Raw genomic sequence first — 23,766 nt, 5'->3', positions numbered from 1 at the left:
ATACCTGATCTTAATTAGAAGGTATTAATATTAAATTATTCTGTACTTATTCTGTACTATTCTGTACTTATTCTGTACTAACTGCCTAAACATTTCACTATCTTTACTAAGTTTTAAATCAGATCATTATGGCTAATGTAAAGATTGTTTTACGGAAGAACATGATAAGAAAGGATGGCACAATTCCCCTTGCATTGAGGATTAGTGAAAATTATAAAACAAATTATCATTGGCTTGGACAATATGTTTTTGAAAAGGACTGGGATAAAACTGCTGGAAAAGTTAAGAGAACTCATCCCAATTATAGAAAATTGAACAATTTTTTGATGAAAAAGTTGACCGAGGTCAATGATATTTATTTTGAGTCGAAAGATCGTATTACTCCCAAACAAATCAAACAAAAATTAAAAGGTCCTGGAGGCTTAAAATCTTTTTTTGCATTAGCAGCTGAACGTATAAAGGACAAATATGAAAGGGGGACATTCTCTGTAGCCAAATCCGAATTGTCAATCCTCTATAATTTAGAAGAATTTTTACATCTTAAAAAATCTAAAAACAAATCTACAGTTATCAAAGAGATCAAAGAACGGCGTAGAGAGCGTATAAGTAGGGCAAAAAGGGCCGAATATATGTGGATGGATGGAGTGAACTATTTCCAAAAAAGTACAACTTTACGATTTCAGGAAATTGATGAGGCATTTATAAATAAATATAAAACTTTTTGTCTTTCTTATTTAAACCAAACAACCAGAACTGTTACTAATCAGCTTATTTTTATTAGAACACTTTTTAACCTAGCAATAAAAGAAGGTATTATTGATCAAAAATATTATCCTTTTGCAGGGGAAAAAGAGAAAATTCGTATTGGTTCTGGTAATAAAATCGGTCTGACTATAGAGGAGGTTGAAAAAATAGAAGCTCTAAAATTTGAAGAAGGTGCTTCAATTTGGCATACTCACAATGTTTGGCTTTTTGCCTTCTATTTTGCAGGCATACGTATTTCTGATGTGGTTAAACTGAAATGGTCTGATTTTAAAGATAATCGTCTTTATTATGTAATGAATAAGAATGAAAAGGCGTTGAGCTTAAAAATTCCTGATAAAGCCGAAAAAATATTAAGCTATTACAGAAAGGACAAGTTACTTTATAATGGTTATGTATTTCCTTTTCTAAAAAATGTCCATCCTAAAGATGCTGAAGAAATTTATATAAAAACAAAAAATGCCACCAAACTTCTCAATAAATATCTAAAACGAATTGCAGAGGAATGTGGTATAGATAAAAATTTATCCAATCACATTGCGAGACACAGCTTTGGGAATATTGCAGGTGATAAAATACATCCTTTGATGCTGCAAAAGCTCTATCGACATAGTAATCTAAAAACTACTTTGAATTACCAGGCCAATTTCATTCATCGAGATGCTGATGAAGCTTTGGATAGTGTGATAAATTTTTGAATAGGTGAAGATTATCTTGTGAAGAATATAACTAATATTTAATATGAGAAGGTGAAATTCACGCTTTATGGGAAATTATGAGTGTAATGCCATTACAGTGGTAAATTCTATGTTCCTGAAAGGAGATGCTTTCAGCATTGCTGTAGCACGAGCTGTCGTGCCATCCCCTCCAAAGGGAGAATTAAACCGTCCCCAACAGAGTCCATAAAAGATCTTTCCTTCCTCCAAAAGAAATGGTGAAGTTATAGCCCAAAATTAGCCTTGCAGGAGTTGGTAATGTAGCAATAGCAAACCAAGTTACTGATATTAGAACAAGTTGACCTCTCTTTTTTTAGTCATTCTATAAGAAGAGTGTAGAATAATGCAACATCTTGTGACTACAATTAAATTCCTTTTCTTTCTAATTGAAAAAAGCAGAATTTCATGTTAAAAAAATAATTCCTATTAACATTTTATTATATTTGGAATTCATGAAGAAAGTTTTTTTAAATACTTTTTCTTTTCTGATGGCCATTTTGGTCCTCTTTTCCACGATGTCTTTCACTGTGGAGAAGCATTTTTGCGGTAAGAGTTTGGTAGGACACGCTGTTTTTTCTTCTGTAAAAAAATGCAAATCCGAGACACACTCCTGTGGAGTGGATAGTATGATGGGCCATATGAAAATGGATAAAGAGGCTTGTTGCTCAGACGAAACCGATCGAATTGAGGGTCAAGATGAATTAAATTTTGCTTCTACCTCTTTCGACTTTATACCGCAGACATTTATTATTCCGTTGTCTTTCATTATAGTTGATCTTCTACCTGAGTTATCTCCGGAGGTAATCAATTATCCTCCTTATCAACCTCCACAACTGGTTTACGACATACAAGTCCTTTGCCAGGTATTTACCATCTGATTTACAGGCGCATCATTCACTGATGCTTATGGAGATTCGGCTGTACATTAAATGTATGCGCTGATATCTTCCCAACTTTATTTCAGATTATCCAATTTTAAAACAACTCACTTTATGAAAAGTAAAATTTTATTGATACTAACCCTGTGTGCAGGGTTAGTAGGGCAGTTATCTTATGCCCAGGAAAAAACAGTTACCGGAACTGTGAGCGACGAGAATGGCATGCCTATTCCCGGAGTGAATGTGATGGTGAAAAATACAACCAATGGAACCCAAACTAACTTCGACGGGGAATATTCAATAACGGCACAGGTGGGAGATGTTCTTAACTTTAGCTATATCGGAAAGAAAATAGTTAACAAGACCATTGGTGCGTCTAATGTGATTAACGTAGAAATGGTGAAAAGCGCCGAATCGCTCGATGAAGTTATGGTGGTAGCTTATGGTTCAGCCAACAAACGAAGTTTTACAGGAGCGGCAGAAACAGTCACCAATGAAGCTGTGACTAGAGGGGCTACTGCCAGTTTTGAAACGGCCTTACAGGGAAAGGTTTCAGGGGTAAATATTTCTACTTCAGGCCAGCCTGGAGGTCAGTCTAATGTGCAAATTCGGGGGATTGGATCTATAAGTGGTTCAACTCAGCCTCTGTACGTTCTCGACGGGGTGGTGATAAATACTGATTCAAATTTGAGGGCGGGTGATTTTATGACCGGAAGTACGGGTTATAACCCTTTGTCTACTATCAATTCGGAAGATATTAAGAGTATAACGGTTCTCAAGGATGCTGCAGCTTCTTCTCTTTATGGTTCAAGGGCGGCTAATGGAGTGGTGATCATCACTACCAAGAAAGGTAAAAGAGGGGAGACTGAAATTGCTCTTGGAGTAGAAACCGGTTGGAGTGAGAATCTTACCGAGGAAAAGCTGATCAACAATGAGCAGTTCAAAGATCTGTGGATAGAAGGGCAAATAAACCAATATATTCAGAATAACGAGAATGCCGAATTCAAAAGAGTGTATGCCGACAATAGCTTGTATAGTACATACCAGAGTCAGGCTGTAAGCGATTACCAGAATATCTACGGAACTACAAACGCCAACGCAGATTGGATGGATGCTATCTACCAGACCGGCTTCATGAGAAAATATAATCTCTCGGCCAGGGGCGGAAATGAAAACACTTCTTTTTTTGTTTCAGGAAATTATCTCGATCAGTCAGGGACAATAATAGAGACCGGGTTGAAACGATATTCAGGTCGTGTAAATCTTGAGAACCAGGCAAAGGACTGGATTACATTAGGAGTTAATCTTTCTGTGGCCAAATCTGAAAGGGATGCAGCTAACATCGACGGAACTTATGCGGGAGGCCTGAACCCGTTGTACATGGCGAGAGTGCTGCCCCCTGCTGCCCCCATTTATGATCCAGAGGGGTATGGAGGATTTGCTAACCTCCCGAATGAGATAGAAAAAAATGCAAATCCTATAGGTGTTCTAAAAGTGGGTGAGTATGAAAATAAGGAATTCCGTGTCAGAGGAGATGCTTCTGCAGAATTTCAAATTATAGATCCCCTAAGTTTCAAGACCACATTTGGAATAGACCAGCAAGCAATAGATGAAACCCTGTATGACAATAAAGAGTTTGGTGCAGGGGGTGGCATCTGGAATGGAGTTCTTAATCGTGTAAAAAGTGAAGTTTTCCAATACACTATTTCGAACATTCTAAACTATAATAAAATGTATGGGAACCATGGGTTGGACGTTCTGCTCGGTCAGGAGTCGCAGGTTTCTGAGATGAATTCTATCAATGTATATGGTTATGACGTTCTCGACAGTGAATTACTGTCGGCAAGTAGTATTGGTGCTCTATGGTCGCATACTGGTTATGCAGAAAATTACTCTTTACTCTCCTATTTCTCACAGGTGGCTTATAACTATAACCAAAAATATTATCTCTCGTCCAGTTTTAGAAGAGACGGATCTTCAAGATTCGGAAAAGATGCCCGATGGGGAACTTTTTGGTCAGTGTCTGGCGCCTGGGTCGTAACTGAAGAAAGCTTATTAGATGTTGATGGTTTGGATTATTTAAAGTTTAGAGGTAGTTACGGGACAAACGGGAATCTGCCTCCCCAGTATTACGCAGCTTTGGCATTTTTTGAAACTGACGGGAAAGGGTACGGAGGAGAATCAGGTCTGTCTTACGGGCAACTGCAAAACCCAGACCTTTCTTGGGAACAAAGTAAAAATTTTAATTTGGGAATAGATCTTAACCTCTTCAGCGAATTTGATCTTTCTGTGAATTACTTTCATAAAAAGACAGAAGATCTGTTGTTGAATGTACCAGTTTCTTCTACAACAGGTTTCCTGACCCAACTACAGAACTATGGAGAAATGGTGAATAAGGGTTGGGAATTTGAAATCGGTTATACACCTTATACTAATGACAATTTCTCCTGGAGAACCAGTGCGAATCTCACTATTCTTGACAATGAGATCACGAAACTGAAAAATACTATCGTATCTACTTATAGTTCAAGATATGGGCAGGATCCTTTGATCATCAAAGAGGGAGAGAGTATTTATTCTTTCTACCTGAGAGAGTATGCAGGAGTAGACCCTGAGACAGGAATGGCCCAGTATTACGTGCTGGAAAACGGGGAAAGAACCGGAGAAATTACAACAGATGCCCAGAGTGCAGGTTTTGGTATTTTCGGGGATGCTCTGCAGGATTTACAAGGAGGCTTCTTTAACGAGTTCAATTATAAGAACTTTTCTCTCGATTTCTTATTCACATTTGGAATGGGAGGAAAGGTGTATGACCGAACAGCCTTTAAAAGGGATGATGACGGTTACGCTCCACAGTTCACCAATACGGTGGCTCAGTTAAGTCCTTGGAATCCTAATAATACAGATGCTACTGTGCCGATCAGGATCAACGGAAATCCAACTTTTTCCAATGATGTGTCCACAAGGCACCTCTATGATTCAGATTACTTGAAGTTAAAGAACGTGAAGCTGAGTTATAGGCTCCCGGCAATGTGGAATACTATAAAAGGCGGATCTGTTTATGTGCAGGGGGACAACTTACTGCTGTTGACAGAACTTGACGGATATGATCCCGAGGCAGTTGTCGATGGAGTGAATTTCTTCCAGGTACCAACAGCAAGAACCTTAATGCTGGGACTTCAATTACAATTTTAGACTAAAAAGCAAGAAAATGAAAATATTAAAAAACACATTAGTGATCCTAGGTATACTATCCCTTCAGGGATGTAGCGAGGATGTACTCACCCAAACACCAGACCATGTTATTTCTGAAAATCTGGTCCTTAATTCTGTAGAAAAGCTGGATAAATTACTAATCGGTACCTACAATGAAGTTTCCCGGAATACATATCTGGGAAGGGTTTTGTATAAAAGAGCGGCTGTTAAAGGAACAGATTTCAGGTTTGTAAAAACCACTTTTAATCCAAGGGATTACGAATCTATTGCTTATAAATACGAAGAAAGCGCGAACAATAGTGGAAGCTGTGAAGAGCTTTGGAGACAGTCTTTTAAAGCGATAAACAACCTCAATCTCATCATTGCCAACATAGATGCAGCTGAAGGCAATGCTGCTGCAAAACAGGAAATCCTTGGAGAGGCTTTAGGCCTTCGAGGAATGGTCTATTTTGACCTCGCCAGAACTTTTGCCTACCCCTGGATAAGGGCCGGTGCTTCTTCACAAGGCCTGCCTCTTAAACTTTCCTCGGAAGAAGTTGTGGTTGAAAGAAGCTCCCTGGGAGAAACTTATGACCAGATTCTTCTTGATCTCCAAACGGCACATGATCTCCTGGAGGAAAATACCTGGGAGCAGGGTAGTACTAAATACCTTACCAAAACAGGTGTGAAAGCTTTACTGGCCAGAGTTTATTTATACAAACAAGACTGGGAGAATGCTCTAAATTATGCTGAGCAAGTAATTGCAGCCAGAGGAGAATCCAATCTTATGGGTGTAGATTCTTATGTCTTCACTGACTATAATTCTGAATCATTATTTGAGTTGAGTATCACCAGCCAGAACTCTTTAGGGAGTAATGGTCTTGGAGCCCAGTTTGACGTGAAAGACGGTGGGCAGGGAGATGTTATTGCCACTAAGACCTTTGAGGATTTGTTGGGGGCATATGAAAATGATCCGCGCGCCGCTCTCCTCGAGGAGGATAAGGAAGGTACACAGCAGGCTTTTGTAAAATATACTAACAGAAGCGAAGGCGGAGGGCTGAGTGCTCACAATATTCCTGTTCTCAGGTTGTCCGAAATGTATTTAATTGCAGCAGAAGCAGCTGCGCACGGTGCCGGCGGAGGTGAATCTGAAGCTTTGAACTATTTGAATACACTTATTGAAAACAGAACAACCAACTTTGCTTCCCATCGTGTAACCGAAACGGGGGAAGCTCTTAAAGAAAAAATTGCCGAAGAGAGGAGAAGGGAGCTGGCCTTGGAGGGTCATGGCGTATACGACTATATTCGCAGAGGACAAGCCATTATTCGTCCGGTAGATGAACATGTGAATACAGGAGTAGATGCAGCCAATCTTGATATCCCGGCGAGTGATAACAGAACAATCTGTCCTATCCCTGCGAGTGAAATACAAGCTTCGGGAATGGATCAAACAGAAGGATATTAAAACAAATAAATTTTCAATTCAGGAGATGAGATCTTAAGAAAAAGCCTCTAATCTCCTTTAACAATGTAATAATGGTAAGAAGACAAACAGCCTTAAAAATTAGACAGGCCCATAGGTACTTGGGAATATTTCTAGGACTACAATTCATTATGTGGACCGTGAGCGGATTATACTTCAGTTGGACTGATATAGACGAGATCCATGGAGATCAATATCGAAAGACTGAAATGAATCACTCGAGTTTTGAAGGGCTTTTAAGTCCATCGGAATCGTCAGGAATGAAGGTGCATTCTGTCGAACTGAAGGAGATCGCCGGAGATCCCTACTACTGGATCAATCACAGTATGTTACATAATGCCCGTACCGGTGAAATGAAAATGGGTTTAACAGAAGCTGAAGCTCTATCTATAGCAGACCAGAATATGATAGATGGTTTGGAAGTAGAAAATGTGGAGAGGATAACTGAAACCGGTGATCACCATGAATATCGCAGTGGCCCTCTGCCCGCATATGTGATTTCTTATAACACTCCCGAAAATATTCGAGCATATGTATCCATTGCTGATGGAACTTTTAGGACATTGAGACACAGGGACTGGCGGTGGTTCGATTTCCTCTGGATGACCCACACCATGGATTATGATGGCAGGGATGACTTCAATAACTTTGTTCTGAGAGCCTTCTCTTTACTGGGATTAATCACCGTATTGAGCGGATTTGTGCTTTGGTACATATCTTCCCCCACTATTAGGAAAATTATTAATCCTAAGAAGAAAAAGAAAAAGAAAGCTCGTGTTTAATTATTATTAACCTGGATCCCCCTGGCGGATCCATTACTACTCTTTCAAGGATAGAATTGAATTAGCCAAAAAGGCTGTCAAAAGACAGCCTTTTTTATTAGCTGGATTGTAAGTCAGGAAACAATTTGTTTGTTCCTTTCCTTTTAAGAGACGTTCGAAAAAATAAAGCAATGTGTATTCATTTTATATCGCCTGATTCTCTAGATCTGGAACAGATTAGGGAAATCGTTCAGAAAGAAAAAAAACTTAGATTAAGTGAAAGTTCTAGAAGTCTTATAACTGTATCCCGGGAATACCTGGAAAACCACCTAAAAAATAATGAAGAGCCGATTTATGGTATTAATACTGGCTTCGGTTCTTTGTGTAATGTTCCTATCTCTTCAGCACGACTGGAAGAATTACAGGAAAACCTTGTCAGGTCCCACGCTTGTGGTACCGGGGAAGCAATTAATAAATTACTTGTAAAACTAATGTTGTTTTTAAAGATTCAATCCCTTAGTTACGGTAATTCCGGAGTCAGACTTAAAACGGTGGAGCGGCTAATTGAAATGTACAATAATGATGTTCTTCCCGTGGTTTATGAACAGGGATCTCTCGGAGCCTCGGGTGACCTGGCACCTTTAGCTCATCTTTCTCTGCCTTTACTGGGCGAGGGAGAGGTTTACTACAAAGGGAGAAGGAGAAAGGCACTAGAGGTGCTTGATCAATTGGGCTGGAAGAGACTCACTTTGCAGGCCAAAGAAGGGCTGGCTCTCCTCAATGGGACTCAATTCATGGCGGCACATGGAATTTATGCTCTATTAGAGTCCCACAGATTATGCTTTTTGGCAGATGTTATTGGCGCTACCTCAGTAGATTCTTTTTACTGTAATATGTCACCTTTTGACTCGCTGGTGCATGAGATCCGGCCGCATGCCGGACAGATTAGGACTGCACAAAGAATTAGGAATGTTTTGAAAGGAAGTGAAATTTCTTCAAAAAAGAAAAACAATGTGCAGGATCCTTATTCCTTTAGATGTATTCCACAAGTCCATGGAGCCAGTAAGGACACCTTAGCCTTTGTGGAAAAGGTGATTCTTACGGAGGTGAATTCAGTTACCGATAATCCTAACATTTTTGTTAAAGCAGACAAGATTATTTCGGGAGGGAATTTTCACGGGCAACCTTTGGCCCTGGCACTAGATTATCTCGCAATTGCCATGGCAGAATTAGGAAATATTTCTGAACGAAGAACTTACCAGTTGATCTCTGGCACAAGGGATCTTCCTGCTTTTTTAGTGAAAGATCCCGGTCTTAACAGTGGTTTCATGATCACACAGTATTCTGCCGCCAGTCTGGTAAGCCAGAACAAGCAATACGCTACCCCTGCCAGTATAGATTCAATTGTTTCGTCTAATGGGCAGGAAGACCACGTCAGTATGGGAGCCAATGCAGCGACAAAACTCTTAAAGATTACTGGAAATGTTCTGAATATTCTGGCGATTGAATTATTTAATGCTTCCCAGGCACTTCATTTTAGAGAACCGGAAAAAACGTCTCCAGTACTGGAAACCTTTTTAGAAGGCTTTCGATCTCAGGTCCCCATCCTGGAAAAAGATGAGATAATGTACAAGCATATTGCTGCTGCCCGGCAATTCCTTACTGAGATAGCAATAGGTAAGATGGAAGAAAAAATCAACCACAACAATTACTAACCACTTTAGAAATGAATTTCAAAGATAAAATTTTAGAAGGTATTCCAAATGAGCTGCCTACGGCAAAACCTTATGAATCCAAAGTAAATCACGCTCCAAAAAGAAAAGATATATTAAGTCCCGAAGAAAAGAAGCTCGCCCTGCGCAATGCACTCAGGTATTTTGAGAAACAACATCACGAAGAACTGATATCGGAATTTCGCCATGAGCTGGAGACCTATGGTAGGATCTATATGTACCGCCTGCGTCCCGATTATGCGATGTATGCGCGGTCCATTTCTGAATATCCGGGAAAGTGCGAGCAGGCAAAGGCTATTATGCTGATGATCCAAAACAACCTCGATCCTAAAGTGGCCCAGCATCCGCATGAGTTAATTACTTACGGTGGTAACGGAGCAGTTTTTCAGAACTGGGCGCAGTACAGGCTCGTGATGAAATACCTGGCGGAAATGACCGAAGAACAGACGCTTGTCATGAACTCCGGCCACCCGCTGGGGCTTTTTCCTTCTCATAAAGATGCGCCCCGCGTAGTTGTGACCAATGGTATGATGATCCCGAATTATTCAAAGCAGGATGACTGGGAGAAATTCAATGCACTGGGAGTAACCCAGTATGGCCAGATGACTGCCGGCAGCTATATGTACATTGGTCCGCAGGGAATTGTCCATGGCACAACGATCACGGTGCTCAACGCCTTGAGAAAGATCGCCGAAACCAGAGGTATCAAAAATGACAATTTAGGAGAGGGTTCTCTATTTGTTACCTCGGGATTGGGAGGCATGAGCGGCGCTCAGCCCAAAGCCGGAAACATTGCCGGCTGCATCACTGTTTGTGCCGAGGTAAATCCAAAAGCAGTTCATACTCGTCATTCTCAGGGATGGGTGGATGAAGTTGTTGAGGACCTTGACGTGCTGGTGAATAAAGTTACTGCCGCAAAAGCTGAAGGCAAAACCATCTCCTTCGCCTATTTAGGAAATGTAGTAGACGTTTGGGAAAAATTTGACGAGGCAGACATACATATCGATTTGGGAAGCGACCAGACCTCTCTTCACAATCCGTGGGCCGGTGGTTATTATCCCGCTGGATTAACTCTGGAAGAATCGAAAGAGATGATGAGCAAAGATCCTGAAAGATTTAGGGATAAGGTAAGGGAAAGCCTGCGTAGGCAAACTGAAGCTATCAACCGCCATACCAAGAAAGGCACGTACTTCTTTGATTACGGAAACGCCTTTTTACTGGAAGCCTCTCGAGCCGGAGCCAGGATTTTCAAGGATGAGGATGGAAATTTCATAAGCGGGACTTCAGGCGGCGACGATAAGGAATTCGCTTACCCCAGTTACGTACAGGATATCATGGGACCCGTGTGCTTTGACTATGGCTTCGGACCTTTCCGCTGGGTTTGCGCTTCCGGAAAAGAAGAAGATTTAGAACGAACAGATGAAATTGCGCGAGAGGTGCTTCAGCAGTTAAAACAAGAAGCGCCCCAGGAGATTCAGCAGCAAATGCAGGATAATATCAAATGGATAGAAGGTGCGCGCGCCAATAGGCTGGTAGTAGGCTCACAGGCCAGAATCCTTTATGCCGATGCCGAAGGCCGCATCGAGATAGCACGTGCTTTTAATAAGGCTATCGGAAAAGGGGAAATTGGACCTATAATTTTGGGCCGGGATCACCATGATGTTTCGGGAACAGATTCTCCTTACAGAGAAACCTCCAATATCTACGACGGCTCCCGTTATACCGCAGACATGGCTATTCAGAATGTTATAGGTGACAGCTTTAGAGGTGCGACCTGGGTAAGTATTCATAACGGCGGCGGAGTTGGCTGGGGAGAAGTGATAAACGGCGGATTCGGTATGGTTCTCCAGGGAGACAAAGAGTCGGAAAGACGTCTCAAATCTATGTTGCATTGGGATGTAAATAATGGAATTGCCAGAAGATCCTGGGCACGAAACGAAGGTGCAATGTTTGCCATAAAAAGGGCCATGGAAGCAGAACCCAAATTAAAAATCACTTTACCACATGTGGTAGATGAATGCCTTTTTTAAATACAACAAATAGTAAGATTATGTAATTCCAAAATAAGGGGAGAATAGCAGTAGGATAACATGCAGAGCCCCGTTTCATTTATTAATATACTAATTTTGGATAAAATAGAGCAGTTTGGCTTTTTATCTGAAGTTACATCCTTATAACAACAAATTGCAAGACCACTATTCTCATTTCCTGTAACACAAAAATGAATAGAATCCCGAAGGTAACATTTCGGGGTTTTTTATTTTTAAGGGGTTAAGGGTTTGATTCTGAAGTTAATTCTTTCTGTGAAAATTGCGGAAAGCGGCTAACTTCATTCAAAATCTACATCTTTGAAGTCAAGTCGGCTTTAAATCCTACTTCAGGAGGGTAAGCCGTTTTCATAAGCCCGTCAGCACATTGCCGCTCTATTTCGCGAAAAGCTGCATTTCGGGCAAAGAGCTTTCCTAAATATATCTTGGACACCATCCCCAATTTTTCCTTTCCATTTCGCTAATCGTTCTGCTACGCCGAAACGAAATGCTACATTCTCACTACAAAATCGGAAATGGAGTCCGCTTAATCGGATATCCATCCTTGCATTTGGCCCCGCTTCCAATGTTTTTGTACTTCACATAAGGACTTTAGACCAACTTCCGCGCCGTCACTGTCCCTTCCCTTTTTTTGTAAGCAAAATACCAACATTTGAAAGTTGAACGGACTGCATAAGCCAGTCGTACCTCCTTTTTATAAGTCCTTACCAATTCCAAATATTGAAAATGTATAAGCAACAAAAAAAGGTAACAGCGACGGCACTACGGGAAGTAAATCTAAAATGAACATTATGAAATCGTACAAAAACATCAAAAAGGAAGCGGGGCCAAAAAAACAAAAAGAGGAAAACGCTCAGGATACAATAAGTAAATCACTTCAAAAAAATATAAACGAAAACTGCCTGAAGGGTTCAGGTAGTCTATTAATTAATCTTTAATTCTTTTATTATGAGTACTATCAAAAATCACGTACAGCTAATTGGAAATGTTGGTCAGGAACCAACCATTACAAACCTTGAAAACGGTAAAAAAGTAGCCCGTTTTTCACTTGCCACCAATGAGTATTACAAAAGCGAAAAGGGCGAAAAAGTGCAAAATACAGAATGGCATACCGTAGTCGCCTGGGGAAAAACTGCAGAAATCATTGAGAAGTATGCAGGAAAGGGTAAGGAAATTGGAATTAGCGGAAAATTGAAATCCCGTAGTTACGAGAATAATGACGGCATTAAACGCTATGTTACCGAGGTGGAAGCCAATGAGATCCTCTTGTTAGGCGTAAAGAACGGCAATACTTCAGCCGAGTAAATTAAACTAAAGAGGGCGTCTCAGTGGAAAGTTTCGCCCTCTTTCATTATTCACCTTCTAAATCAGATCATAATGGAAATCAAAGTTAACGAAATAGCAATAAGTTATAGTGGAAGCCTTAAAATAAATCAGCTTCCAAAAATAACTTCCTCTCAAAATGCAGCCGAACTCCTTTACGGACAATGGGACAAAAACAGTATCGGACTGCACGAAACCTTTAAAATAATGTTGCTGAACAATGCCAATAAAGTAAAAGGTATTTATCAGGTATCCACAGGAGGCATTACCGGCACCTTGGTAGACTTAAGGATCGTATTTGCAGTAGTACTCAAAAGCCTTACCACGGCTGTAATCCTTGCTCACAACCATCCGAGCGGTACCTTGAGACCGAGTGAACCGGATAAACGCCTGACCCAAAAAATTAAGAAGGCAGGGGAATTATTTGATATAAAGGTATTGGACCATTTGATCCTGACACCTGATGGAAATTATTTCAGTTTTGCAGATGAAGGAATGCTTTAAATGCAAAGCTTATGATTTATCTTAATTTTTCAGACCTGACCGAAGAAGCCCAAAACCGACTTTTGGAGAATTCCAAAAAGGATGTGAAACGAAAATTAGGGGATGATATGAGCAAGTACCTTAGAGAAAATTATACCTGTTTTGAGATGATGGTAGAGGAAGCCTGTCCTGAGTGAAGTCGAAGGGAAGCACTACAAAATTGTACTTCTATCCTGTGATATTCAACATCTGATTTTCTGAAATTTGCAGTAAAGCACCTCTAAATTTTTGGAGGTGTTTTTCCGTTCAAATAATTTCAAGTGAAGAAAAATCAGTATATTTATCTCGCTGAAATTCAGCGTTTATTTTTACGTAGGGTTATCCATTTTTTGACTTTCGCCGATAACCGTACCCATCAAAAAATACATAACAGGAAATTGTTTCCCTGGAACTGGCAATTGGCTTTTGACCAAATTGTACGGAATTTTTGTTCGCCTGTGGCGAACGAAAAGGAGTAGCAAGAGGGTAACACGCGATGCGATGTTAAGCACTCCTTTCTGTTTTTAGTACGCTCATATTCAGCGTATTGTAAAAAATATAAATTCCCGACTTTCTACACTTTGCGACAAATGCCCTGTGAATGCCCATTTTTAGGGAAGGATTTGCGACAAATCGTCGAATTATGGACTCATTTATCGGCATCAGGTTCAAAAAGGAAACGGCAAAACGTTTTCAGGAATTTTCACGAACACACTTCAAATCGCACACCGAAGCAATGGCAACAATGCTCGATTTTTTCTTCTACAACGAAATTTCCCCAAAGGAAAAACTAGGGCCTACAGGAAGGACAATCGAAGCTTCAATCAAGAAGCGAATCAATGCGGTGATTGCCATTATGAGGGATATGGAAAAGAGCCAGACCAAACCCACCGTCGCAATGTTGGAATCTCTTTTCCAAACCGAGGAACCCAAAAAGAAGCCCTTGATTCTGGAAAAGAAAATCCTTCAAGAAAAGAATGAAGTAGGTTTTCGGGAAAAGCTAAACGACAACAGCGAACTCTAATTTTTGAGCTATGTACATCACCATCACACCCCAAAAATTAGGGAACAATTACTCACAAAGTTCAGCGGATTTTGTGGGCTATCTGGAGAAAGAAAACCAGGGCTTGGAACAGGGAGCTATGGAACATTTTTTCAATCAATATGATGAGGGAATATCAGCGGATGAAGTTGTAAAGGAAATTGATGGAAATGGTGCCAAGCTTAAAAAGACCGAGCCGAAATTCTATTCGATTACGGTCAGTCCTTCCAAATATGAACTGAACCGGTTACAGAATAACAGCGAGGATCTAAAGAGATACACCCGTGAACTGATGAAGGACTATGTGGCATCCTTCAATCGGGAAATCAACGGAAGACCGATTAACATCGATGATATAAAATATTACGCCAAAATAGAACACCAACGAACTTTTAAGGGAACGGATTGGCAGATTAGGGAAAACCAACCCTTTGCTACCAAAATATTGCAGCTCAAAACTGAAATCAGAAACGTTAAAGAGGGGCGAGCTGAAGGCAATATTAAACTATTGCAGAATAAAATTGACCGATTGGAAAAGGAGGCTCCGCAGCAACAAGACGGGAAGCGAATTGTCCAGGGGATGCCAAAGGCAGGAAATCAAAGCCATATCCATATCATCGTAAGCAGAAAAGACGTATCCAATACCTTTAGCCTTTCACCCGGGAGCAAACATAAGGCCTCGGAAGTCGAGATGCACGGTAAGAACATAAAACGGGGCTTCGACCGGGATAAGTTTTTTGACCGGGCAGAAAAGACCTTTGACAGAACTTTTGGCTACCAAAGAAACTTTGCCGAAACCTATCAGGCTCGCAAGGATTTTATCAGAAATCCTGAAATCTATTTTGCTTCGCTTATGAAATTGCCGACCAGTGAAAGAGCGATTGCCTTTAGAATAATGAAAGAAAGTGATGTTCCAATGTTACCAAGTATTCCGGTTACACAGGCACAACTGGCAATGAAAGTATTTAATCGCTTAAGACGTGGTGTGGACATCGCTATAAAATCAAGTTCAATAGGTATCTAAAGGGAAAAGTCTAATGCAACTAGCTAATCCACTACACATACTTTTAATGATCGTTTTGACAATTTCAGTATTTTACGCACTGTATCGGTTATCAAAATATGCCTTTTTGATAAACATCATGCTGCTCTTTGGAATACTAGCCTTTACGTTTTATCCTCATAATGCGATAAAAGCATTACTTTATTTAGGCTGTCCTTTATTGTTGGTCAATACGGTATTTTACGTTTTTCTGCATAAACCGGATTTAATGCAAACCATCTCTGAAAAATATCGGGTAACCTTTAAAACAGATAAAAAAACTTTTAGAATTGAAAACATTAAACGGGGAGCATCTATCATCGGATCTGCTGGAAGTGGAAAGACTGAAAGCGTAGTTTATGGATTTTTAAAACATTTCCAGGAACATAACTTCTGTGGGGTTATTCACGACTACAAAGATTTTGAACTTACCGAAATAGCCTACCCGCTATTTAAAAATCCGGATATTCCTTTTCATATTATCTCCTTTGACAAAATTATTCATAGGGTCAATCCCATTGCACCCCGGTATCTTGAAAACGAAGAGAGTGTGAATGAGATTTCGAGAGTACTTATTGAAAATCTTCTGGAACAGCGGGAATCGGGAACTACAGGAACCTCTAAATTTTTTAATGATGCAGCAGAAGGATTGATTGGTGGATTGATTTGGAAACTGAAAACATCCTATCCTAACTTTTGCACTTTACCCCATTTAATCGCTATTTACCAATTTTTGGATACCGATAGTCTGATAAAATTTTTAGAGACCAACACGACATCCAGGGCAATGGCAGATGCGTTTATTAGCGGCAAAGATTCTGAAAGACAGACTGCTGGAGTGAAAAGTACTCTGGCCAATGCTCTGAAACGCATAAGCACTCAAAATATTTTTATGGCCCTGTCTGCAGATGAAGTGCCATTAAATATCAATAATCCGGAAAATCCTGCTGTGATCTCAGTCGTGAACAATCCTAAATTTGAAACCTCCTATTCTCCTGTTATTGCCGCGATTATCCATATGGTTATTAAACAAATGAGTGTGCGCAATTCTAAGCCGTCTTTCTTGTTGATGGAAGAAGCACCAACCATTCGGTTATTAAATATGCATCGCATTCCGGCTACCTTGAGAAGTTACGATATAGCGACCATTTACGTAATGCAGGACAAGATTCAAAACGATATGATGTATGGTGATAAAGCGAGTAAAGCGATTTTAAGTAACCTTTCCTATCAATTTTTCGGGAAGGTGAATGATCCAGACACGGCTAAATATTATGAACGCTTCTTCGAAATAGTGAAAAAAGAAACTACCAGTATCAACCGAGGATACAGCCTTGATTTTGATACCCGTATTACTACCGGGGAACGGGAAATTCCTAAAATAAGGGCAGATGCCTTTTTTCGTTTAAAGCAGGGAGAGTTTATTACCTATGCGGATGGGGAGGATAAAAAGGTCCAGTTCAAACTTCCTAATATTTCAAGACAGCTTCCTGAGAAATATAGAATATTTTCGCAGGCTGAACTAAAGGAGAATTTTGATAGAATTTATTCTGAAGCAAAGTCTATTTTTGGTAAATGAAGACTTGCCCAAAGGTTCCTTCTTCCAAAATTCCCGGACTGGAGCAAAAGAAAAGACATGGAATAGGCCCTAAATTCGGACTTATTTTATTGCCTGATCAACATGGTTATCCACCGGTAGAACGAGATAAGATTTGTGAGGAAATCTTTGAACAAGTGGAAAATTTTAAGAAAAATAGAGCGGTGTAAACGAGTCTTTAAATTGTAGTTTGACTGTGCTTAAATTGACCGATCTCATTCCATTAAATAGGATAAATAATCTATATCGATATAATAAAAAGTGAAAATTGTAAAAAGGAGTAATAACATTATGAGTACAAAGTATAACACACCAATGATAAACCGAAGGTTTAATATTTTATGCTTGATTTTTTTAAAATCTGATTTGAACCCCTCATAAATTACTCCATAAGATTTTTGAATCGTTAGTTCTTCGTCGTTAACGTCTTTACGAAGGCATTTTACATTATAAGCGGTCATTCTTAGGATTAGAAAAGCTATAATCGTATAGAGTAAATATGCCGCAAGTATGAGAATTAGAAATTCAGGTTGATCCTTTACCTTATAACTTGCGAATACGGTCGCCCCAAACGTAAGAGGGAATGATATTACTTGCTTACCAATCGAATCTATATTTCGATCGATAGTTTCAAAATATTTCCCTCTCTCTTCTTTAAATTCTGATTTGATTTTATCAAAAGCAAAATTTGAGACGTAGGTTTCATAATCTCTTTTAGCGAGATTCAGAAGACTATTATGTTCTCTGATAATTTCATTATATCGATTTTCTTCAGGAGTATTATGTACTCCTGCTATTACAATCTCCTTAAAAAATTGTATAAATTCTTTCTTTTCAAATTGTTCTTGGAATCGGCTGAATAAGCCGTTTAGATTCACGTTCTGAAAGAAAGTAACATCAGGCAAGTTGTACCCTACATTAAATACGCCGTGGGTTTTACTTATCAGGGTAAATTGATTATCTGTATCGCTCTTATATGGAGTAAATTCCGGGGTACGTAAGAAGTAGTCTAAAATTTGATGATACTCATGAATATTGTAAATGACAGCATTGCCTTCGTCATAGGTGTCATATTCTTTCTTCAGGATATGATGTCCGCTACTATTTAATATAATTATATTTTGAAGAATGAAGTTCTTTTTTATGCGGTCATATTTTTGAAAAAAATCATTCGTGCCAAAAAAAAAGCTGACATTGGTAATTTTACAAGAAGATAACTTAATTTCAATTGAACCTGCCACCAGCGTGTTCACCTCATAAAAAACATTTTCAATATTTGATTTTGCTTCCTGAAAATCAGACTTAATATTTAGTATCAATCTACTACCATCATATCTAGGTGAACCAGATTTAAGGTTCTTATTATAACATTCTAAAAATGTATCAATATTTTTATTTCCGGTCTTAGTATTGATCATATTGCTCCTGCATAGAGTTAGCCAGTTCTTCGGAATTTATAATCACCTTACCATTTTTGATTTGCACTCCATGTTGCCCAAATTGATCAAAGTCAACATTTATATTAATTCCTGGAACTGATGCCTTTATGGAAATCAACGATTTCCATTTCGGTGCGTCTCTTTTGAATTCAGAATCTATAGTTATCCCGTTAGAATCGGCAAAATCTCGAAGAGAATTTCTGTTTTCTTCGCCATAGAAAGTAGCCCCTAGTTCAAATAAATTAACACGCTTATCTTTTCTATTGTTTACCTGCTCAAATATAGCTTTATTGAATTCTCCGCGACTAAAAAGTTCTTTGCCCTCTTCGTCCACTGGTAAAGGAATTGTTTTAATTAGCTTAATCATGTTTTCAGTATTTACAGAATTCTTAATTAAGCCTGCTGCAAGTACCCAATCTTTAAAATAACCTGACACTTCCCCGTCTTGTTGAGTGGTTATTAAAGCTAAATAATTGCGATCATCTGATTGGGAATTGTAGATACTGAAGTTAAGCCTCACTCCCATCGCTATTTTCTCAATATTTATGTTTTCAGTACTATCTAAAACGTAAGCCCCTTCCTTTTTAATAATGTTTATCCCGGATTTTTTTCTAAGCAGTATTACTGAAAGATATCTGACTTTTTGAATAGTATAATCCGCGAAGAGATAATATCCCCCTACCGCAAAAGGTTCTTTGGCAACCTTTTCTCTCAATATATCTAAAGAATGTGTAAATGAGGAAAAATTATCATCTGATGGATTTTCTATATAATCCTTTAGTGTAAGGGTAAATTTATTTTCTTCATCTTCTTTAAAGGATGCATTTTTTAAGCTTGGACTGATATTTACTGCCTTATGGACTTGTTCAATAAGATTTAAAGCAAATTCATTTTTTTCCAACGGCTGGTCGGAGTAATCAATATCAGCCATCGTTTTTTTAGCTTCTTTTTCTAAATAATGTATGGCAATTTGTCGGATTTCTAATTCCATAAAGTGGAGGGTTTCTATCATTTAGGGCCACTAATGTAATTTAAAATCACAGCACTCGAAAATCGGATAGCAAAATGTTAAATTAAAATGGTTCTTCCTCCCGCGGTTTCTGCTCTGTTACCTTCCACTGCCCATCTTCTTTAACTAACTTGAAAATACTCGGTTTTTCTTCGAACGAAGTAGAATAGCGCACCCAGGCTACGTCACTATTAATGGTATCCTCAATGACTTCAAAGTTAATTTCGGATTTTTCATCTTCAGCAAATAAATCCTGGAGGCTTGATAAAATGGCATAACTTTCGGTGGTGGTATGTTTTTTCAGGGTAGCATTGTCCTTGTAGTAGAAACTTTCTGCAACAATTTTAGCGGTCTCTGTGTGGGCCATTTTCTTTTCATTACAACCTACCAAAGCTAGAATGACAGAATAAAGGAGGATTCTTTTCATGACGCTTTTTAATTAGGATTATTGATATGTTTATGTGGTACTTTTAATTTAATATTTCTCCCGCCATTTTTTTCATTCAGTTCCAGTACTACCCTACGGTCATCTCCCAAAGAAAATTTTGGTAGCACGTACACCAGTTTTTCTGTTTCACCTTCTTTGACTCTAGTGGGCAGACCATATGTAAATATTGGTTCTTGATAATTGGTCTGAGAAGATTTCTTTTTACCTTTTTGCCTAGTCTCAATTCCCACATTCAGAAAATTTAAATCATAATCCAGGGATGATTTATTTTCTATATGGATAACGAAATACAGTTCTTCTTTATCAAATACAATATTTTCAACAGTTAAGACGATATCCTGATTCCGTTTTTTTAGCCCCCCTATTTTCTGTTTGCGTTCAACCAGAAAGGAGCAAAGTTTGTCGTAGTAGTAGGTTTTGTCGCTTTCTTTAGGCTCTTCCTTGTTTACCCGCGATTCACCGATGACCTCAGGTTTTTCATTGCCTATGGTGTCAGATTTTAAAACAAAATAATTCAGCTGATCAAGGTGTTCCTTATATTTTAAAATATAAGAAAAAATAGAGCCGTTTGAGTTGATTACCAGAAGATTACTTTCTTTTCCGGGTTTGGCCTGTAAGAGTCCAAAATGCTGTTCCGCTTCCCGGTTATATGTAAAAACAAAATTGTCAGAACCTGTTATTCCCTGCCTTATAGGTTTCGGAAAGAACAGAGCCACATTCTTTTGGTCATTTGCAAAAATGGTGTCGAGGATTTTTCTTTCTTGTGCCAAACTGGGGTGAAATGCACAAGCGGTGAGGAACAATAGAAATAATACATTTGTTTTCATAAACCTGGTTTTAAAATGAGTTTGTAATCATTGAGTACGGTTACTTTTACGTTCCGGTTGTTGCGCCTAAGTACCTTGGTTATTCCACTAATTTGTGGCACACTTGGAATGTTTATTTCCTGAATAATATCATCCAGGACTTCACTGGTTGCCTCGGCGCGGAAACTGTTTTCCACGTAAATACCTTCGCTGCCATCCTGGAGGTCGAACGCCTTCAGGTTTACCGGATGATGGTCTATATTTTCAACTTCGACCAGTGTCCTGTTCGGCTGAAAACTAATAAAACCATAGACAACAGTATTTTTGGGAATCCATTGATCATTGATCTTTGCAGTGGATGTCAAGCGCATCCGGAGTCTGGAATTGGCTTTTACGACCTGGTTTCCATCCACCACAGCATATACAACCGAAGGGATATCCGCAGCAATAAGCTTACTATCTGAAGTAGGGGAGGAGGCAAAGAACAGTTGATGCTCCAATCCCATCTCTTTGGCCTCGATTTTCTGCTCTTGCTCTGTCTCCTCACTTGCCACTCGAGGAGTGGGGGTATCTAATTTTTGTTCTGGACTGAATTCCTGGTGTATTCTTTCTGAATATTTTATACGTCCGGATTCATAGATACTGTCAACAATCCTTTCCTTTTCCTTTTCGGTTAAATCTGTGTCATAAAAACCCAGGGAATCTATCAGCTTCTCATCGTAGATACTGGGAGCGTTGGTTTCCCGCACTTCCCTCAAATCATTTATGGCATCTAGTTTGGAATCGTATTCCTTCGATTCCTGTTCTAGTTCAGGCACCAAGGTTTGTTTCAAATTTTGGCTTTCACTTTTGTCATCGCCAAGAATCATAAGCGAATAGGAAATTAGAAATATGAATATTACTGCGATTACAGTCCCAAACACTATTTTATTCTTCTTAATTTTCATTATCTAGTTTCTTTAAAGTGTTTTCAAAGTAGTTTGTGATAAGCAACCCGTGTGGGTTGTTTGGGAAATTTCGATCTACAGTGATCAGGTTTCCTGTGGAAACCAGCTCATAAGTGTCAATTACAGATCCGCGGTTGATCTCAAAAATTGTTGTGGTTTTAAAGCTGTACTTTTCTTCTTGTTCCTCCAGTTCAGAGTTAACACTAAGTACCTTTTGAACCAGTGAATATTGAATTAATCTGTTGTAAACACCATCAGCTTTCTTCTGACGGTATAGATTATCGACAGAGCTATTTCCCAGCCAAAGTGCTTTTTCAAGATTTTTCTCATAATTGCTGGCATCGATGTTATAGAAGTAATTGTGAAATAACGCCAAATGTGCCAGTGCTTCCACCTTGAAGTTTTCTTTTTGGGAAACCAGTTTTAACGGGATTACCTCTCCGTTTGTATTAACCGCAAAGGCACTATTTAGTGCTTTTTTATTGATTGAAAATGCTATCCATCCCGAAAAGATGCTCGAAGAGAATGCGCAAATAACTACAGCAATAACTACAAACCTGTTTAACTTTAACACGGAATATATATTTTGATAAGGTGTTTTCATGATGTAAAAAGTCTTAGTGTAAAAGAAGTTGCCCGCCTGTAAAGTTTAAACTTCAGGAAAAAGATAAACCCGATGGATCCCAGTTCAACTACCGGGGCAAAAAAATCACTACCCACGTCAGTACCGAAAAGGTTCGTCCAAAAATTGGTATTAATTTCCGTGTATATGGCATTAATAAAAACGTTTACCAGGAAAAATGCCGGAACGAGCATATAGACTGCGGCATACAACTTGAAGAAGTTATACGCCAGGGAACGAAACTTCTCGAACACGGCCAGGCTAATGACCAGAGGGAAAAAAGCCTGCATTAACCCTAATAAAAAATAACGTTCAGCCAGGAACAATGGATAGATGAACAGGTCCAAAATCCATAGTAGAAGACTTAGAATAAAAGCTATCATTTTAAAGCCATACAAGGGAGTTAATAAAAATTCGTACAACAAAGACATGGCCTTTCTTGCAGCATCCACTATGCTTACATCTTCTTCAATGGGGATGTCCTGCATTTGCAAGGGTAGCAAGGCAGGAGCCGTATCCCGATAGCGATCTTCAATGGCCACTAAAATTTCATCAAAAAATCCTAAAATTTGTGTGGAGAAAATTACCAGTAGCACAACTGCAAAATTCTTTGCAAGTTCCCCCGGGCTTAGTCCCCAAGTATAGCCTTCTTTATCGGCAATGCCTTCATTGTATTTCTTAAGAATGTTCACAAGAAAAAAGAGCACAGCCAGCGTTTTCATTCCCACTATGGTGTACTGTGAAAATTCACTGTTCTGTATGGTCTGGAAAACAGTATCTACATATTCCAGTCCAATTCCTAAAAGAATGATAACACTCATCTCTAAAAATTTGTTTCACGATTGTTGATCTTATCCTGCATCTTTCTGAAAGAAATGATATTCCGATAGCGGTTGGTTTTCATATTGATCTCCATAACCATTTCCCTGGACTGAATTTCCTTTTCCTGAAGCATTTCTGTACGCTCCCCGTCACTCATTTTTAGATAATCACTGGACAAGATTTCATCTATGAAATCCATTGTTTCCAAAGAATTATCTACAATGGCATTAAAAGATTCCGATATCCGTATAACTTCTTCCGGTCTGATATAGGGCGAGTCCAGGATTTCTCTTAGATCGTTTTGCATTACCCCAATAAGACGTTGATTGTTTCGGCCTATTTCATGAACTGCCTTCAGTTGCTTCACCACAGAATTCACCTTTTCAAGATTTTCTTTCTGCTGTTTTAGAAATTCCGCAGTTTTTAAGAGTTGAGCGGTTTGCTTGGCAGATTCAACTAGTGACTTCACCAGGCTGATAAAGTTCGTGTTATCGTACACCGGCATTCCCTGACCGGCGGAACTGGCATTTATGAATAGTATCAAACTTAGGGTTAAAAGTAAATTTTTCAT

24 protein-coding genes are annotated in these 23,766 nt (G+C 39.1%); 15 read left to right on the top strand and 9 right to left on the bottom strand.

Going from position 1 to position 23,766, the window contains the following annotated elements; translation table 11 throughout:
* Positions 1 to 128: 128 nt before the first annotated feature.
* From ACOV1Q_RS09525 to hutU, 8 genes are all read left to right on the top strand, one after another.
* The gene (locus tag ACOV1Q_RS09525; RefSeq protein WP_168137842.1) at positions 129 to 1,460 is read left to right on the top strand and encodes a phage integrase SAM-like domain-containing protein; all 1,332 of its coding nucleotides are present in this window, start codon (positions 129 to 131) and stop codon (positions 1,458 to 1,460) included.
* 67 nt (positions 1,461 to 1,527) lie between these two features.
* Positions 1,528 to 1,668, top strand: coding sequence for a hypothetical protein (locus ACOV1Q_RS09520; protein WP_168137841.1), 141 nt, complete (start codon positions 1,528 to 1,530; stop codon positions 1,666 to 1,668).
* A gap of 196 nt (positions 1,669 to 1,864) precedes the next feature.
* Positions 1,865 to 2,356, top strand: a complete 492-nt coding sequence (locus ACOV1Q_RS09515) for an HYC_CC_PP family protein (RefSeq protein WP_424494145.1) — start codon at positions 1,865 to 1,867, stop codon at positions 2,354 to 2,356.
* 114 nt (positions 2,357 to 2,470) lie between these two features.
* Complete coding sequence (locus ACOV1Q_RS09510) at positions 2,471 to 5,551, top strand: SusC/RagA family TonB-linked outer membrane protein (protein ID WP_424494144.1); 3,081 nt, start codon at positions 2,471 to 2,473, stop codon at positions 5,549 to 5,551.
* 16 nt (positions 5,552 to 5,567) lie between these two features.
* On the top strand, positions 5,568 to 7,016 hold the full coding sequence (locus ACOV1Q_RS09505; protein WP_424494143.1) for a RagB/SusD family nutrient uptake outer membrane protein: 1,449 nt from the start codon (positions 5,568 to 5,570) through the stop codon (positions 7,014 to 7,016).
* A 71-nt stretch (positions 7,017 to 7,087) separates the two neighbouring features.
* On the top strand, positions 7,088 to 7,816 hold the full coding sequence (locus ACOV1Q_RS09500) for a PepSY domain-containing protein (RefSeq protein WP_168025742.1): 729 nt from the start codon (positions 7,088 to 7,090) through the stop codon (positions 7,814 to 7,816).
* Positions 7,817 to 7,986: 170 nt separating this feature from the next.
* Positions 7,987 to 9,510, top strand: a complete 1,524-nt coding sequence (gene hutH, locus ACOV1Q_RS09495; protein ID WP_168137838.1) for a histidine ammonia-lyase — start codon at positions 7,987 to 7,989, stop codon at positions 9,508 to 9,510.
* An 11-nt stretch (positions 9,511 to 9,521) separates the two neighbouring features.
* Complete coding sequence (gene hutU / locus ACOV1Q_RS09490; RefSeq protein WP_424494142.1) at positions 9,522 to 11,558, top strand: urocanate hydratase; 2,037 nt, start codon at positions 9,522 to 9,524, stop codon at positions 11,556 to 11,558.
* 310 nt (positions 11,559 to 11,868) lie between these two features.
* Here hutU and ACOV1Q_RS09485 read toward each other — a convergent pair whose 3' ends face one another.
* Positions 11,869 to 12,009, bottom strand: coding sequence for a hypothetical protein (locus ACOV1Q_RS09485; protein ID WP_424494141.1), 141 nt, complete (start codon positions 12,007 to 12,009; stop codon positions 11,869 to 11,871).
* A gap of 515 nt (positions 12,010 to 12,524) precedes the next feature.
* On the opposite strand from ACOV1Q_RS09485, the gene ACOV1Q_RS09480 reads away from it, so the two are divergent.
* The 7 genes from ACOV1Q_RS09480 (at position 12,525) to ACOV1Q_RS09450 (ending at position 17,272) form a co-directional block, all read left to right on the top strand.
* Positions 12,525 to 12,881, top strand: coding sequence for a single-stranded DNA-binding protein (locus ACOV1Q_RS09480; RefSeq protein ID WP_424494140.1), 357 nt, complete (start codon positions 12,525 to 12,527; stop codon positions 12,879 to 12,881).
* Positions 12,882 to 12,953: 72 nt separating this feature from the next.
* On the top strand, positions 12,954 to 13,403 hold the full coding sequence (locus tag ACOV1Q_RS09475; protein WP_424494139.1) for a JAB domain-containing protein: 450 nt from the start codon (positions 12,954 to 12,956) through the stop codon (positions 13,401 to 13,403).
* Positions 13,404 to 13,414: 11 nt separating this feature from the next.
* Complete coding sequence (locus tag ACOV1Q_RS09470) at positions 13,415 to 13,579, top strand: hypothetical protein (RefSeq protein WP_265164261.1); 165 nt, start codon at positions 13,415 to 13,417, stop codon at positions 13,577 to 13,579.
* A gap of 485 nt (positions 13,580 to 14,064) precedes the next feature.
* Positions 14,065 to 14,445 (top strand): BfmA/BtgA family mobilization protein, encoded by a 381-nt coding sequence (locus ACOV1Q_RS09465; RefSeq protein WP_424494138.1) that lies wholly within the window; start codon positions 14,065 to 14,067, stop codon positions 14,443 to 14,445.
* A gap of 10 nt (positions 14,446 to 14,455) precedes the next feature.
* Positions 14,456 to 15,487, top strand: a complete 1,032-nt coding sequence (gene mobB / locus ACOV1Q_RS09460; protein WP_424494137.1) for a MobB family relaxase — start codon at positions 14,456 to 14,458, stop codon at positions 15,485 to 15,487.
* A 13-nt stretch (positions 15,488 to 15,500) separates the two neighbouring features.
* The gene (locus tag ACOV1Q_RS09455) at positions 15,501 to 17,084 is read left to right on the top strand and encodes a type IV secretory system conjugative DNA transfer family protein (RefSeq protein ID WP_424494136.1); all 1,584 of its coding nucleotides are present in this window, start codon (positions 15,501 to 15,503) and stop codon (positions 17,082 to 17,084) included.
* On the top strand, positions 17,081 to 17,272 hold the full coding sequence (locus tag ACOV1Q_RS09450) for a hypothetical protein (protein WP_424494135.1): 192 nt from the start codon (positions 17,081 to 17,083) through the stop codon (positions 17,270 to 17,272). The genes ACOV1Q_RS09455 and ACOV1Q_RS09450 overlap by 4 nt, the downstream gene beginning before the upstream one ends.
* A 45-nt stretch (positions 17,273 to 17,317) precedes the next feature.
* On the opposite strand, the gene ACOV1Q_RS09445 is transcribed toward ACOV1Q_RS09450, so the two are convergent.
* From ACOV1Q_RS09445 to ACOV1Q_RS09410, 8 genes are all read right to left on the bottom strand, one after another.
* Entirely contained in the window at positions 17,318 to 18,520 is a 1,203-nt protein-coding gene (locus ACOV1Q_RS09445) for a hypothetical protein (protein WP_265164255.1), read from the bottom strand.
* Positions 18,507 to 19,532 carry a nucleoid-associated protein gene (locus tag ACOV1Q_RS09440; RefSeq protein WP_159039955.1) on the bottom strand — a complete coding sequence of 342 codons (1,026 nt, stop codon included), beginning with the start codon at positions 19,530 to 19,532 and terminating at the stop codon, positions 18,507 to 18,509. Before ACOV1Q_RS09440 ends, ACOV1Q_RS09445 begins: the two co-directional genes overlap by 14 nt.
* Positions 19,533 to 19,614: 82 nt before the next feature.
* On the bottom strand, positions 19,615 to 19,977 hold the full coding sequence (locus tag ACOV1Q_RS09435; protein ID WP_265164252.1) for a hypothetical protein: 363 nt from the start codon (positions 19,975 to 19,977) through the stop codon (positions 19,615 to 19,617).
* Between the two features lie 8 nt (positions 19,978 to 19,985).
* Positions 19,986 to 20,825 carry a DUF4138 domain-containing protein gene (locus tag ACOV1Q_RS09430; RefSeq protein WP_424494134.1) on the bottom strand — a complete coding sequence of 280 codons (840 nt, stop codon included), beginning with the start codon at positions 20,823 to 20,825 and terminating at the stop codon, positions 19,986 to 19,988.
* On the bottom strand, positions 20,822 to 21,751 hold the full coding sequence (traM, locus tag ACOV1Q_RS09425) for a conjugative transposon protein TraM (RefSeq protein WP_265164250.1): 930 nt from the start codon (positions 21,749 to 21,751) through the stop codon (positions 20,822 to 20,824). The genes ACOV1Q_RS09430 and traM overlap by 4 nt, the downstream gene beginning before the upstream one ends.
* Positions 21,741 to 22,355: a conjugal transfer protein TraK gene (locus ACOV1Q_RS09420; protein ID WP_424494133.1), complete on the bottom strand. Its 615-nt coding sequence runs from the start codon at positions 22,353 to 22,355 to the stop codon at positions 21,741 to 21,743. Before ACOV1Q_RS09420 ends, traM begins: the two co-directional genes overlap by 11 nt.
* Positions 22,352 to 23,194, bottom strand: a complete 843-nt coding sequence (locus ACOV1Q_RS09415; RefSeq protein WP_265164247.1) for a hypothetical protein — start codon at positions 23,192 to 23,194, stop codon at positions 22,352 to 22,354. The genes ACOV1Q_RS09420 and ACOV1Q_RS09415 overlap by 4 nt, the downstream gene beginning before the upstream one ends.
* A 2-nt stretch (positions 23,195 to 23,196) precedes the next feature.
* A complete protein-coding gene (locus tag ACOV1Q_RS09410) occupies positions 23,197 to 23,766 on the bottom strand; it encodes a conjugal transfer protein (RefSeq protein WP_424494132.1) in 570 nt (189 codons plus the stop codon).

The organism is Salinimicrobium maris (genome assembly GCF_049680855.1).
In the GTDB taxonomy this organism is placed as follows: domain Bacteria; phylum Bacteroidota; class Bacteroidia; order Flavobacteriales; family Flavobacteriaceae; genus Salinimicrobium.
The sequence above is the reverse complement of the archived record's forward strand: the minus strand, read 5'-3'. Positions and strand labels throughout refer to the sequence as shown.

What these genes read in the sequence shown, in the direction of transcription:
- ACOV1Q_RS09430 (WP_424494134.1), bottom strand. Translation starts at nt 20,825, where the DNA reads ATGAAAACAAATGTATTATTTCTATTGTTCCTCACCGCTTGTGCATTT.
- ACOV1Q_RS09510 (WP_424494144.1), top strand. Translation starts at nt 2,471, where the DNA reads ATGAAAAGTAAAATTTTATTGATACTAACCCTGTGTGCAGGGTTAGTA.
- ACOV1Q_RS09525 (WP_168137842.1), top strand. Translation starts at nt 129, where the DNA reads ATGGCTAATGTAAAGATTGTTTTACGGAAGAACATGATAAGAAAGGAT.
- ACOV1Q_RS09440 (WP_159039955.1), bottom strand. Translation starts at nt 19,532, where the DNA reads ATGGAATTAGAAATCCGACAAATTGCCATACATTATTTAGAAAAAGAA.
- mobB (WP_424494137.1), top strand. Translation starts at nt 14,456, where the DNA reads ATGTACATCACCATCACACCCCAAAAATTAGGGAACAATTACTCACAA.
- ACOV1Q_RS09435 (WP_265164252.1), bottom strand. Translation starts at nt 19,977, where the DNA reads ATGAAAAGAATCCTCCTTTATTCTGTCATTCTAGCTTTGGTAGGTTGT.
- hutU (WP_424494142.1), top strand. Translation starts at nt 9,522, where the DNA reads ATGAATTTCAAAGATAAAATTTTAGAAGGTATTCCAAATGAGCTGCCT.
- ACOV1Q_RS09470 (WP_265164261.1), top strand. Translation starts at nt 13,415, where the DNA reads ATGATTTATCTTAATTTTTCAGACCTGACCGAAGAAGCCCAAAACCGA.
- ACOV1Q_RS09500 (WP_168025742.1), top strand. Translation starts at nt 7,088, where the DNA reads ATGGTAAGAAGACAAACAGCCTTAAAAATTAGACAGGCCCATAGGTAC.
- ACOV1Q_RS09480 (WP_424494140.1), top strand. Translation starts at nt 12,525, where the DNA reads ATGAGTACTATCAAAAATCACGTACAGCTAATTGGAAATGTTGGTCAG.
- ACOV1Q_RS09450 (WP_424494135.1), top strand. Translation starts at nt 17,081, where the DNA reads ATGAAGACTTGCCCAAAGGTTCCTTCTTCCAAAATTCCCGGACTGGAG.
- ACOV1Q_RS09420 (WP_424494133.1), bottom strand. Translation starts at nt 22,355, where the DNA reads ATGAAAACACCTTATCAAAATATATATTCCGTGTTAAAGTTAAACAGG.
- ACOV1Q_RS09520 (WP_168137841.1), top strand. Translation starts at nt 1,528, where the DNA reads ATGGGAAATTATGAGTGTAATGCCATTACAGTGGTAAATTCTATGTTC.
- ACOV1Q_RS09445 (WP_265164255.1), bottom strand. Translation starts at nt 18,520, where the DNA reads ATGATCAATACTAAGACCGGAAATAAAAATATTGATACATTTTTAGAA.
- ACOV1Q_RS09415 (WP_265164247.1), bottom strand. Translation starts at nt 23,194, where the DNA reads ATGAGTGTTATCATTCTTTTAGGAATTGGACTGGAATATGTAGATACT.
- hutH (WP_168137838.1), top strand. Translation starts at nt 7,987, where the DNA reads ATGTGTATTCATTTTATATCGCCTGATTCTCTAGATCTGGAACAGATT.
- ACOV1Q_RS09475 (WP_424494139.1), top strand. Translation starts at nt 12,954, where the DNA reads ATGGAAATCAAAGTTAACGAAATAGCAATAAGTTATAGTGGAAGCCTT.
- ACOV1Q_RS09505 (WP_424494143.1), top strand. Translation starts at nt 5,568, where the DNA reads ATGAAAATATTAAAAAACACATTAGTGATCCTAGGTATACTATCCCTT.
- ACOV1Q_RS09410 (WP_424494132.1), bottom strand. Translation starts at nt 23,766, where the DNA reads ATGAAAAATTTACTTTTAACCCTAAGTTTGATACTATTCATAAATGCC.
- ACOV1Q_RS09465 (WP_424494138.1), top strand. Translation starts at nt 14,065, where the DNA reads ATGGACTCATTTATCGGCATCAGGTTCAAAAAGGAAACGGCAAAACGT.
- traM (WP_265164250.1), bottom strand. Translation starts at nt 21,751, where the DNA reads ATGAAAATTAAGAAGAATAAAATAGTGTTTGGGACTGTAATCGCAGTA.
- ACOV1Q_RS09455 (WP_424494136.1), top strand. Translation starts at nt 15,501, where the DNA reads ATGCAACTAGCTAATCCACTACACATACTTTTAATGATCGTTTTGACA.